Source organism: uncultured Brachyspira sp. (genome assembly GCF_934747485.1).
GTDB lineage: Bacteria > Spirochaetota > Brachyspiria > Brachyspirales > Brachyspiraceae > Brachyspira.
Genome location: NZ_CAKVGN010000037.1, coordinates 1 through 13,760, shown reverse-complemented (window position 1 = coordinate 13,760; position 13,760 = coordinate 1). Strand labels below are relative to the sequence as shown.

The 13,760-nt window shown below is 30.8% G+C and carries 6 protein-coding genes; 4 read left to right on the top strand and 2 right to left on the bottom strand.

What is annotated here, in order from left to right:
- Positions 1-8 precede the first annotated feature (8 nt).
- Positions 9-545, bottom strand: coding sequence for a PadR family transcriptional regulator (locus Q0H31_RS07840; protein WP_295297021.1), 537 nt, complete (start codon positions 543-545; stop codon positions 9-11).
- 224 nt (positions 546-769) lie between these two features.
- Here Q0H31_RS07840 and Q0H31_RS07835 point away from each other — a divergent pair, with 224 nt between their 5' ends.
- The 4 genes from Q0H31_RS07835 to Q0H31_RS07820 all read left to right on the top strand — a co-directional run bounded on the left by Q0H31_RS07835 (position 770) and on the right by Q0H31_RS07820 (position 12,316).
- A complete protein-coding gene (locus Q0H31_RS07835) occupies positions 770-2,017 on the top strand; it encodes an OFA family MFS transporter (RefSeq protein WP_295297019.1) in 1,248 nt (415 codons plus the stop codon).
- Between the two features lie 227 nt (positions 2,018-2,244).
- Positions 2,245-4,191, top strand: a complete 1,947-nt coding sequence (locus Q0H31_RS07830; protein ID WP_295297017.1) for an NAD(P)/FAD-dependent oxidoreductase — start codon at positions 2,245-2,247, stop codon at positions 4,189-4,191.
- A gap of 513 nt (positions 4,192-4,704) precedes the next feature.
- Complete coding sequence (gene uvrA, locus Q0H31_RS07825) at positions 4,705-10,521, top strand: excinuclease ABC subunit UvrA (protein WP_295297015.1); 5,817 nt, start codon at positions 4,705-4,707, stop codon at positions 10,519-10,521.
- A gap of 463 nt (positions 10,522-10,984) precedes the next feature.
- Positions 10,985-12,316 carry an extracellular solute-binding protein gene (locus Q0H31_RS07820; protein ID WP_295297013.1) on the top strand — a complete coding sequence of 444 codons (1,332 nt, stop codon included), beginning with the start codon at positions 10,985-10,987 and terminating at the stop codon, positions 12,314-12,316.
- 283 nt (positions 12,317-12,599) lie between these two features.
- Here Q0H31_RS07820 and Q0H31_RS07815 read toward each other — a convergent pair whose 3' ends face one another.
- A complete protein-coding gene (locus Q0H31_RS07815; protein ID WP_295297011.1) occupies positions 12,600-13,619 on the bottom strand; it encodes an O-methyltransferase in 1,020 nt (339 codons plus the stop codon).
- Positions 13,620-13,760: the final 141 nt, after the last annotated feature.

The following is a 13,760-nucleotide window of genomic DNA, read 5'->3' as shown; positions in this document are numbered from 1 at the left end:
ATAAAATTCTATTTACCGCATAACTCCAAACATTTCTCAAGCCATCTGCAAGTATTCTCTTCACGCATAATAGCCCCCATTAATACTAAATAATCGCTAAAAGCATTAGTATTTTTTTCTGGAATAGAGTCAAATTTCTTTTGATTATTTCTCAAATGTTCTAACCTATCTCTATGCTGATTAAGATGATTAACAATTAATTCTTCCCTATTCTTTTCTGATAAAAAATCTGAAAAAAACAGCTGCAGCCTAAACTCGTCTTTAAAAGTAGGAGGAATATCTTTTTTTGATTCAAGCCATTTCATAAAGTCTTTTTTACCAAGTTCTGTTATTGAATACAACTTTTTTTCAAGAACAGTACCGGATATCTCTATTTTATATTCCACCATGCTCTGTTCATGAAGAGTTTTTAATTCCGGATATATTTGACTATGCTTTGCACTCCAAAATTCACACAAAGCCTCTTCAAATTCTTTTGTAATATCATATCCTGTCATACTTTTTTTATTTAAAAGCCCCAATATAGCGTATTTTAGCACTCCCATAAAAAACTGCTCCAATTATTATTTTTAGCATTCCTATTATAACACTATTAAAATTAAAATCTATAGTAAAATACATATAAAAATCAATATGTATATATTGACATGTTTAAATATATATATTATCATACATACACATTAAAATATTAATATTTTACTATAAAGAGCATGAGAATAACATTTTATAAATGTTTTTCATATAAAAAATAATGTATAGGAGTATATTTATGAATTACACAAAAAAGAGGTGGTTTATACTTTTTGTTGTATGTTTAGTCAATCTATGTTTAGGCTCTATTTATACTTGGAGTGTATTTGCCGCACCTATGGCGGAGTATTTATCCGGCATATTGGGAAGAACATTAACTTCTGCAGATTTGGCTATAGTATATACAATAGCTAATAGCGTTGGACCTATCACAATGATAAGCGGCGGTTGGGTTAATGATAAGTTTGGACCTAAAAAAGTTTTATTTGTAGGCGGTATGATGTGGGGAGTAGGAATGCTTCTTTCTGGTTTTGCTACAAGTGTAGGATTTTTAATTGTGTCTTATGCTTTAATAGGCGGGCTTGGATTAGGCATGGCATATGGTACAGCAATAAGCAGCTGCATAAAATTTTTCCCAGATAAAAGCGGATTAGTAGGCGGTATTATCACTGCAGTATATGGTTTTGGTTCTGTAGCACTTCCTCCTATAGTTACTACAATAGTTAATAAATTTGATGCTCCTACTGCTTTCAAAATTGTAGGTGTAGCTTTTTGTATTATACTTGCATTTTGTTCTTTTACTATAGAGAAATGTCCTCCAAACTTCGTGCCAGATGGCTGGACTCCTCCGGAAAAGAAAAAATCAAATGCTGCTCCTGTAAATAAAGATTGGAAAGGAATGCTTAAAACTCCTGCTTTCTATGTAATGATACTTCTATTTACTTGCGGAGCTTTTACAGGAATGATGATTACTTCTCAGGCTTCAGCAGTTGCAAGAAATTTGGTTGGTATGAGTGCTATTGCTGCGAGTACTGCTGTTTCAGTTCTTGCATTATTTAATGTATTTGGAAGAATTATAGCAGGATACTCTTCAGATAAAATTGGAAGAATATTAACATTAGCTTTTTCATGCATACTTGGTGCAATAGGTTTATTATGCCTTTACAAATCAGGAGAAGGCACTAATGTGATATTCTATGTTGGCATATCAATAGTAGGACTTTGTTTTGGTTCATTTATGGGAGTTTTCCCCGGATTTACAGCTTCAAAATTTGGAACATTAAACAACAGTGTTAATTACGGAATCATGTTTATTGGTGTTGCTATAGCTGGATATTTTGGACCAACTGTTATGGGAAGCATGTATCGTCAATATGGCACTTATCAGAATGCATTTTTGGTAGCATGTGCTTTGAATATTTTTGGAATAGTATTAACAATAATATATTCAATTTTAGACAAAAGAGAGAAGAGAGCAAATTCTTAATTAATAAATAATTATATTTTAATTTAGCTTAATATAGTATCAAAAATTTAGTTCTTCGCGAAGCGTATCCGAAGGATATAAGGTTCTTTTATACCAATAAAAGAACTGGGGGTTCGTACCCTAAGGGCACGCTTCGCAGGGGGCTAGTCCCCGTAAATAACTAAAATTTAAAAATTGTTTTTGACAAAACTTTTAATACAAAAATAAAAAATGTAAGGAGATAAAATATGAAACATAAATATCCTAATCTATGTAAACCTATAACAATAGCTGGTGTTACTTTTCAAAATAGAATGTTTTCAGCTCCAATGGGCGGAACTGATATAACTAATGATGGCTGTATAGGACCTAAATCTACTGCATTTTATGAATTAAGAGCAAGAGGCGGTGCTGGTGCTGTTACAGTAAGCGAATGTATGGTGCATCCTGAAACAGACGGCTCTCATGCTTATCATTTAGATACAAAAATATTAAACTCTCTTGCTGCTGCTAGATATACTGCTGACGCTATACGCAGACATGGTTCAATAGCAAGTTTAGAATTATCTCACTCTGGTATGTATGCCGGAACATATATGACAGACAAGAGCAAAAAACAGAGTATGGCTCAATGGGGTCCTTCTGACACTGTTCGTCCTGACGGTGTGGAAGTAAAATCTTTAACAAAAGAAATGATTAAAGACATAGTTGATGCTTATGGTAATGTTGCTGGTCTTGCTAAGAGAGCTGGTTTTGAAATGCTTTTAATACATGGCGGACATGGCTGGTTATTAAATCAATTTTTCTCTCCATATTTCAATAAAAGAAAAGATGAATACGGCGGAAGTTTAGAAAATAGATGCCGTTTAGCAATAGAAGTATTAACATCTGTACGTAAAGCTGTTGGAGAGAGATTCCCAATAGAGTTTAGGTTCAGCGGTTCTGAATTATTTGACGGCGGTTATGATTTAGATGAAGGAATAGAAATAGCTAAACAGATATCTCCTTATGTGGATTTGCTTCATGTTTCTGCAGGTACTTATCAAAGAGGTTTTGGAGACACTCACCCTTCTATGTTTAAGACACATGGATGCAACGTTTATTTAGCTGAAGCTATAAAAAAGTATGTTTCTGTACCTGTATCTACAATAGGCGGCTTAAATAGTCCTGAGCAAATGGAAGAGATTATTGCTTCTGGAAAGGCTGATGTTGTTTATATGGCTCGTGCTTTGCTTGCTGACCATGAACTTCCTAGAAAAGTAATGGAAAACAGAGATGAAGAGATTGTACATTGTTTAAGATGTTTTACTTGTATGGCTGAGCGTGCTGCTACTGCTACAAGAAGATGTACTGTTAATCCTTTAATAGGAAGAGAGCTTGACGGAGTTGAGATTATGCCTGCTAGAGAAAGCAAAAAAGTTTTGGTTGCAGGTGCTGGTCCCGGAGGATTATATGCGGCTTACACTGCTGCAAGAAGAGGACATAAAGTTATATTATGCGAAAAAGAAGCAGAAATTGGCGGTATATTAAAAAGCGAACAGGCTCTTCCTTTCAAAAAAGAAATGTATGATTTATCTCACACTTATGAATTGCTTGCTAAAAAAGCTGGTGTAGAAATTCGTACAAACACAGAAGTTACAAAAGAGTTAGTTGAAAAAGAAAATCCTTATGCATTAATAATAGCTGTAGGTTCCACTCCTTTAGTTCCGCCTATAAAAGGTTTAGATGGTGATAATGTTGTAATAGTAAACAACTATTATAAAGAAAAAGATAAAGTAACTGATAATGTAGTAGTATTTGGAGGCGGTTTAGCTGGTTGTGAATGTGCTATACATTTGGGAATGGAAGGCAAGAAAGTACATCTTGTAGAGATGAGAGATGAACTTGCTCCTGATGCTAATGTAAGACATAGACCTTTACTTTTAAAAGAAGTTGATAAATATGTTACAGTTCATACTGGATGTAAAGGAATAGAAGTAAGAAAAGACGGAATATTATGCGTTGACAAAGACAATAAAGAAGTATTAGTTGAAGGCACTAGCGTTATATGTGCTTTAGGACAAAAATCTTGCACTGATACTGTTGAAAAATTAAGAGACACAGCTCCGTTTGTAAGGGTGATTGGTGATGCTGCAAAAGTTGCAACAATAACAAATGCTGTTTATTGGGGCTATCATGCTGCTTTAGACATATAATAACACATATTCATAATTTACTATTGGCTTTATAGTATAGAGATATATTATAAAGCCTTTTTTAATTTTATTTACACACCCCGCCCTATTATATTTATTGTCTTATTTTGGACTTTTTATTTAATCAATTCTTATTACTGAATTTGTCAAAGCACACCCACCCTAATGTTAATTAAATTCATAATCTCTTTAACGCACGGTTAGCTTATTATATAATTTTATTAAATTTGAATTATAAGATATCTATATCTTTTAGTTTCATTCTGCGTGCGGTGGATAAGTTTTAAAATTCTATTTTCTAATAAAAATTCTCAATTTAAATACCGCTTGGGTGGGCATGCTTTTTAATGTTTACTATAAAATATAATTAAATTCTATGTTCAAATATAAACAGCAAATATTAAAGGGCGGGGTATGTAATAAAATTTATTTATTAATATTTAATATCAATAAAGCTTTTTTTATATAGAATTTATGTTATAATTGTTTAACTTTTTAAAAAAGGATAAATCAATGTCTAACAATTCTATAGAGATAAGAGGTGCTAAAGAGCATAACCTTAAAAATATATCACTATCAATACCACATAAAACCTTAACTACTTTAACAGGAGTATCAGGAAGTGGAAAAAGCTCTCTTGCTTTTGATACTATTTTTAAAGAGGGACAGAGAAGATATTTAGAATCATTGTCGGCTTATGCAAGACAGTTTTTGGGTGTTATGGCTAAGGCTGATGTTGAACATATTGAAGGATTATCCCCTACTATTTCTATAGACCAAAAAAGCGTAAATAAAAATCCTCGCTCTACTGTGGGCACTGTTACAGAGATTTATGACTTTTTTAGATTATTATTTGCAAGGCTTGGAGTGCCTTATTGCTCTAAATGCGGACATAAAATTTCTAAGCAAAGTGAAGACCAAATCGCACAAAGTGTTTTAAGAGAGTTTTCAGAAAAAAGAATTTTAGTGCTTGCCCCTATTGTAAGAGACAGAAAGGGAGAATATAGAAAAGAAATTGAAGAAGTTAAACTTGCAGGATATCCTAGAATAAGAATTGATAACATAGTTTATAAATTTGATGAAGATAAAATACCAGAGTTAAAAAGATATGAGAAGCACACTTTAGAAATAGTAATTGACAGGATAAAAGTTGAAGATAAGTATTTGTCAAGAATCACTGATGATATTGAAAGAGCAATCAGAATAACAAAAGGTTTAGTGGCATTCTATGAAGAGCATGAAAAAAGTGAAGAAGCATTAGAAATACAAAGTCAAGAAAATATTGAAGAAGATACAAAAACTAAAAAGAAAAAAATAAAAATGAGCAAGCAGTTTGAGATAGATAAGTATTATAAACTCTACACAACTGAAAGGTCTTGTGCAAATTGCGGACACTCTATTGCGGACATTGAGCCTAATTTATTTTCGTTTAATAACCCTATGGGAGCATGCACTGTTTGCGGAGGCCTTGGAGTTGAGCATGTATTTACTGAAAAACATATTGTAAAAGATGAAAATTTAAGTATTTACGATGGTGCTTTATCTTGTTTCGTAGATGGGCATATCGGTTTTGACGCTGAATATGGTACTGATGAACTTGAAGTTATCGCAAAGACTTATAAAATAGATTTAAAAAAACCTTGGAAAGATTTAACTAAAACAGAAAAAAAATATTTACTTTACGGAACTGATAAAGAAGTAAAATGGAGAAAAAGATTTTGGTATCATAGCAAAATAGTAGAAGAGAGAGTTCCCGGAATTTTAGATAGATTAAAATATGACTACGAAACTTACAAAATGAATTATTATGCCAATTTTATGGACGAAGTTGAATGTCCTAAATGCAAGGGTAAAAGAATCAATGATGATGCTTTGTCAGTAAAATTTAACGGCAAAACTATAGCTGATTTCTCTTCAATGACCATAGAAGATTTATATGATTATTTTACTAAGTTAAAATTAAAACCAAATGAAGAAGTTATTGGTGCTCCTATAGTAAAAGAGATAATTTACAGATTAACATTTTTAGTAAAAGTAGGACTTACTTATTTAACAGTAGAACGTTCTTCCCCTACTCTTTCAGGCGGAGAATCTCAAAGAATAAGATTAGCATCGCAAATAGGAAGCGGACTTGAAGGTGTTTTATATGTGCTTGATGAGCCTTCAATAGGACTTCATCAATCAGACAATAAAAAATTAATTGAGTCATTAAAAACATTAAGAGACAAAAATAATACTGTCATAGTTGTAGAGCATGATAAAGAAACAATGGAAGAGTCAGACTATTTAATTGACATAGGACCTAATGCTGGCGTTAATGGAGGCGAAGTTGTAGGCATTGGCAATTATGAAGAGTTTATAAAATCTGATAAATCCTACACTGCCAAATATTTACGCGGCGATGATGATATAGAGATTCCTAAACAAAGACGTGAAGGAAATGGAAAGTTTCTAAAAGTAATTGGTGCTAATCAATTTAATCTTAAGAATATAGATGTTGAGTTTCCTTTGGGGTTATTTATCGTAGTTACAGGGCTTTCTGGAAGCGGTAAATCTACTTTAGTTGAAAACATATTAATGCGTGCCTTGCATAATCATTTTTATGGTAAGACTTTAACTCCGGGAAGTCATAAAAAAATAGAAGGGCTTGAAAATATTGATAAAGTTATAGAAGTTGATCAATCTCCTATTGGAAGAACACCAAGAAGCAACCCTGCAACATACACAAAAGTTTTATCGCCTATAAGAGATTTATTTGCCGCTACCAAACTTGCTAAAATGAGAGGATATGATAAAGGCAGATTTTCATTCAATGTAAAAACAGGAAGATGTCCTACATGTGAAGGAGCTGGAGTTATAGAATTAGAGATGCAATTTCTTTCAAATGTATTAGTGCCTTGTGAGGAATGCGGAGGAAAGAGATTTAATGCAGAAACTCTGGACGTTAAATATAAAGACAAAACCATTTATGATGTTCTTGAAATGAGCGTATCTGAAGCGATTACATTTTTTGACGGTATAACTTCAATTACAAGAATATTAAAAATAATGGAAGATATAGGTCTTGGATATATTAAATTAGGTCAGCCGTCAACTACTCTTTCAGGAGGAGAAGCTCAAAGAATAAAACTTGCAAGCGAACTTCATAAAATATCCACAGGAAACACTTTATATATATTAGATGAACCTACTACAGGACTTCATTTTGAGGATATAAAAAAATTATTAAAAGCATTAGACGGACTTGTTGAGAAAGGAAATACTGTTTTGGTTGTAGAGCATAATTTGGACGTTATTAAATGTGCTGATTATATTATAGATATGGGTCCTTTAAGCGGAGATAAAGGCGGAAGAGTTGTTGCTGAGGGTAAGCCTGAAGACATAATAAAAGTAAAAGAATCTCTCACAGCAAAAGAACTTAAAGAAATATTAAAGCCTTCAAAAAAGAAAAAAGAGAATATAAAAACAGAAGATATAAAAAAAGAAGAAAATACATCTCTCATTATAAAAGGAGCTAATAAACATAATCTTAAAAATATAAGCTTAACACTCCCAAAAAATAAAATAAATGTTATCACAGGAGTATCAGGAAGCGGAAAAACTTCTCTTGCTTTTGACACTATATTTAAAGAAGGTCAAAGAAGATTTGTTGAATCGCTTTCTACTTATGCAAGAAGATTTTTAGGAAGATTTGAAGATGCTAATGTTGAAAGAATAGAAGGCTTAGCACCAGCAATTGCAATAGACCAAAAGAATGTGAGTAGAAATCCTCGCTCTACTGTGGCAACTGTTACAGAGATTTATGATTATTTTAGATTAATTTTTGCAAGGCTTGCCAAACCACATTGTCCGCATTGCTCTGATAAAGACACTCTAAAAGCCGAAACTCCTTCAATACTTGCTACCGAAATTGTTGACACTATGGAACAAAATAAACTTGTTATAATATCTCCTCTATATCATAGTTCATTCAATCATAGATTTACTTTTAATGATAATGATGCCAAAGATATTAAAAAGATTATAGAAAAAACAAGAGAAGCGGGATACGTAAGAATGCAAATAAACAACAATGACTATGTTATAGATGATATCACTGAAGAAGACATTAAAGAATTATCAAAAGAAGAAATATATTCTGTAGGCATAGTGATTGATAGAGTTGTTGTTGGAAAAGATAAAAGAGCAAGAATTGCAGATGCCATTGAAAAGGCAATGGATTTATCAAACGGAGTAGCACATATAAAAGCAACTCAGGGAATAATAGTAAAAGAAAGTTTTCATACAAAATTCCCAGCTTGTTTGCTTCATGGAATATTATTTGATTTTGAAGTTACACCAAGACATTTTTCATTTAATTCACATTGGGGATACTGTGAGGAATGTAAAGGGCTTGGAAGCAAACCTACATTTAGTATAGATTTAGCGATAAAAGACAGCACAAAACCTTTATTTGACGGTGCATTAGACACTGCTATTCATAATATGTTTTCTACTCCGGGAAAATATTATACTGATTCTTTAATGAGATTTTTAAAAAGAAACGGCATAACAAAAAAAGATTTATATGAAACTCCTTTCAATGAACTTGATAAAAAAGTTATTGATACATTTTTCTTTGGAGGCGATTATTCTGTAGGAAATGTTATAACTCAGTGGCATTCTAATAATGATGTTACAAGTGAAGATTACTCAGAATGGAAAGATAAATCCCTCGGAAAATTCTTTATTGATGAGGAATGTGATTCATGTCATGGAGAGAGGCTAAACGAAATAATAAGGTCATACACCATACAAAATAAAAACATAAGCCAAGTATGTGCATTAACAGTTGAAGAGGCTATTAATTTCTTTGATGAGCTTCCAAATCTTTTAACAGAAAGAGAAAATACTATATCAAAAGAAGCAATAAAAGAAATTAGAACGAGATTAAGTTTCTTAGATAAAGTAGGGCTTGGATATTTATTTTTGAGCAGAAAATATGCAACTCTTTCAGGAGGAGAAGCTCAGAGAATAAGACTTGCTAGTCAATTAGGCTCTAAACTTACAGGAGTGCTTTATGTATTAGATGAGCCTACTGTAGGGCTTCACCCAAGAGATACAAATCATTTGCTTGATACTTTAAAAGAACTGAGGGATTTAAAAAATACTCTTGTAATAGTAGAGCATGACAGAGACACAATGAAGGCAGCAGACAATATTATAGATATGGGGCCTTATGCTGGTGCTTTCGGCGGAGAAGTAGTTTTTAAAGGTAAATATGATGATATATTAAAAGATAATAATTCACTTACAGGAAATTATTTAAGCGAGAGAAAAAAAGTATTTGAAAAAACTGCTGTAAGAAATGAAGAGACTGAATGCATAAAATTAAAAAATGTTTCAACAAATAATTTAAAAAATGTTGATGTTGATATACCGCTTAAAAAAATAGTAGTAGTTACTGGTGTATCTGGAAGCGGTAAGTCATCATTAATAATAGATACTCTCTACCCTGCTCTAAAGAAACGCAGACTCAATCAATATTCAAAATTTGAAAGTGTTGAAATACCTAATATTGTTTCGGATACTATATTGGTTGATCAAATTTCAATAGTTGGCTCCATTAGAAGTACATTAGTAAGCTATAGTAAAGTGTTTGATAAAATAAGAAATATATTTGCCAAAACTCCTACAGCAAAAGCAAAAGCATTTGCAGCAGGACGTTTCTCATATAACGGCAAAGAAGGAAGATGTAACATCTGCGAAGGTAAAGGAATAAGAAAAATAGCAATGCACTTCTTATCCGACATGGAAATAGTGTGCGAGGCTTGCGGAGGTAAAAGATATAATGATGAAACTTTATCCGTAAGGTTCAAATCTTTAAATATAGCTGAAGTATTAGAGCTTACAGTTGATGAAGCAATAGAGTTTTTTGACTTTGATAAATCAATAACAAAAACACTTTCTATAATGAGTGAAGTTGGGCTTGGTTATATAAAACTCTCTCAAAGGCTTGACACTTTCTCTGGCGGTGAACTTCAGCGTTTGAAACTTGCAACAGAGTTAGCAAAAAAACAAAGCGATGAGCATATAGTTTACATATTAGATGAACCTACTACTGGGCTTCATTTCGATGATGTTAATAAGCTTCTCATAGCTTTAAACAAATTAGTAGAGAAAGGACATAGCGTTATAATAATAGAACATAATCCTGATGTTATAAAAGCTGCCGACTATATAATTGATTTAGGTTTGGAAGGCGGCACCAACGGAGGCGAAATAATTGCGAAAGGCACTGTTGATGAAATTTTGGAGATGAAAAAAGGATACACTTGGAAGTATATTTAATATATATATTAATAATTATGTTTTGCAACTTTTGTAAATTATATAAATGTTATCAACTTTTTTGACGCACAAAAAAGTTTTTACCCTATGGGTACGCTTCGCGAAAAACGCAATTGTTAGAACTTATATATTAAATTTAAAGTGTAAATTTAGACTATAAATAATATAAACTTATGCAGTTCTTTTGGTTCTCACTGAAGGCAGACTATGACTTATAGCAATAGTGAAAAGTATTTACTCGTAAAGAACTTGAGTACGAGGTAAAGTCCTGCAAATATTTAAAAAAATTATTTTTGATAAAATATATTTGTTTCAGTATATATAAAAAATTAAATGTATTAACTAAATAATAATTAATACATTTATAAAAATATTCAATTATAGCTTATAAAAAATATTTTACATATAGAATATTACATACTTTTATACTATAATATTTTATATATAATTAAGGAGTTTTTATATGAAACGTTATTTAAATTTAGTTCTGATTGCTTTATTTTCAGTAATCTTATTTTCATGTTCAGGAGGAACTAATAAAGAGAGTAAAACTCAATCTGTAGAATTGCCTACTATAGATGAAAATACTGAAACAGAACTTATAGTATGGGGTTGGAATGTTGCTGCTAAAGCATTAGAAGAGACTGCAAAAACATTCAACGAAAAATATCCAAAAATAAAAATTACAGTGCAAGAATTTGGCGGTGCTGGTCAATTATATGAAAAAGCCGGCGTTGTACTTTCTTCTGGTCAAGGTGTTCCTGATATAATGCAATTAGAAAGTGATTATGTACAAACTTACGCTGAAAACTATCCTCAATATTTCTTAGATTTAAAATCATTAGCTCCTGCTGATATAGATTCTAAAGTTGACCCTTCTAAAGTATCTACAAGTTATGATACTGAAGGAAAATTAGTAGCTATAGCTTGGGATTCTGGTCCTGTAGTATTATTCTACAGAGCTGATTTATTTAAAGAAGCTGGAATAGACCCTAATACCATAGAAACTTATGATGACTATATTGCTGCTGGTAAAAAATTCCAAGAAAAATTTCCTAATGTAAAATTCTTTGGAAATATGTATGTACAAGATGATGGAGTTTGGAGAAATATGATGGTTCAAAATGATACTTATTATCTAAATAAAAATGGCGAAATAACTATATCATCTCCAAAAACAATAGAAGCTACAAAAGTATTGAGAAGTTTTGCTGATGAAAATATAATGGTAAACACAGTTAATTGGGACGGTTCTATAAGAGCAAATAAAAGCGGAGAAATAGCTACCTATTTATCTGGAGCTTGGTGGGCTGGTACTATCAAAGATCAAATGCCTGAGATGAAAGGGAAATGGGCTATTATGCCTATGCCTGCTTATACTAAAGGCAGAGTAAGAGCTTCTTCACATGGCGGTTCTACTTTAACTGTAACTGCTTCTGACCCTGTTAAACAAGCAGCTGCTTGGGCTTTTGTAGAACATTCATTATTAAACGTTGATAATCAACTTATAATGTATAAAAATTATGGGCTATTCCCTTCATATTTACCTGTATACGATGACCCTAGATTCCAAGAAGCTGATGAATATTTTGGAGAAGGTTTTAATCAAATGTTAGGTGAAATAACTAAGCAAATACCTCCTGCAATATATACTTCATCTGATTATTCAGAAATAAGAAATATATGTGTAGGAGCCTATGAAGCTATTTTAAATAATAATGCTGATATAGAACAAACTTTACAAAATTCCGCTCAGCAAATAAGCAGTTCTACAGGAAGAAAAATAGCTAAATAATATATAGCTTAAAATATAACACATGCGTCTGATATTTATATATTGGACGCTTTTATTTTTTATAAAAAATGAATTTATATAAATTGTATTATATATATTTTTTTAAAATATTATATTTGAAATGTATTTAATTATTAAAAAATATAAAAATTATACTTAAAGAACATTTTAAATATTAAAAACTTAACATCTTATAATAATAAAATATTATCTATATTGTCATGAATAGCTATACAATAATAAATATAAAATGAACTTGATATAATTTTTTAAAACTTCTATATTATTCCTTTATAAGTTTTTTTAACATATTATCGACTTTTATTTTACGTTCATCAATTTCTTTACCATAAATCAAACTATTTTTGAATTTTTGACGAGCTTTCTTAAAAGGAATAAAATTCGATATATTAGATACAATATTGTTGAATTTATTACCATTTTTTATTGTATTTAGAACTTCTCCATGTAAATTTCTTGCTCTTTTTATTCCCGTTACATCTTTAAATAAATTAGATAACTTTTCATTATAATACTTAGATATAATATTTTCTATATAAACAAAATCATCATCATTTGGAATATATGACCATGGAAATGTTAATATAAAAAAATACTCAAAAGTATTATTAATAGAATTATTTTCTAACACTACAGCACCTATATTACTTATATTTTTTATATAAATATCACTTGGCATATATTTTTTTCCTTTTAAAACACTAAATATAAGACCATTAGTATAACTATGTACATAATGATAAGATGTTTCATAGTCCATATGAAATATTGTATCATGTAAAATTATAATGCCATTTTTTTTCATAAACGGTAGAACAACTAATAAATCCAATATTTCTCCTGGATTAATATGCATTGTATCTAGCAAACATACATCTATATCATTTCCTATATTTTCTATAAATTTTGCTAAAGGTCCTCCTGTATTTACAATCCACTTATTCTTTAAATTAGGAAAATATTCATCTACAACCCAGCCACTATTTTTATTTTTATCTTTATAATATTCCGTACTATAATCAACTGAATACAATTTTGAATCTTTAATATCTTTTATTGCATTTAATATAATTAATGAACTTCCTCCTGCTGCCATACCTACTTCTAATATCTTTTTAGGTTTTACATATCTTATAATACCATTTAAAAATTTCTTTTCAATATCAGCCATTTCACTTATTTGGTATTCTTTATATATTTCTGTATCTACTTTTTTATTTAAAACAGGAAGCACATCTTCTAATATATTATTTTCAAAAGATTCTATGTTATCAATAAGCATACTTTTTTATCCTTTTTAGATAAACCAGAAGGAATGGTTTAATATGTAAAAATTTACTACTTGATTGATTGATTGATTGATTGATTGATTGATTGATTGATTGATTGATTGATTGATTGATTGATTGATTGATTGATTGAT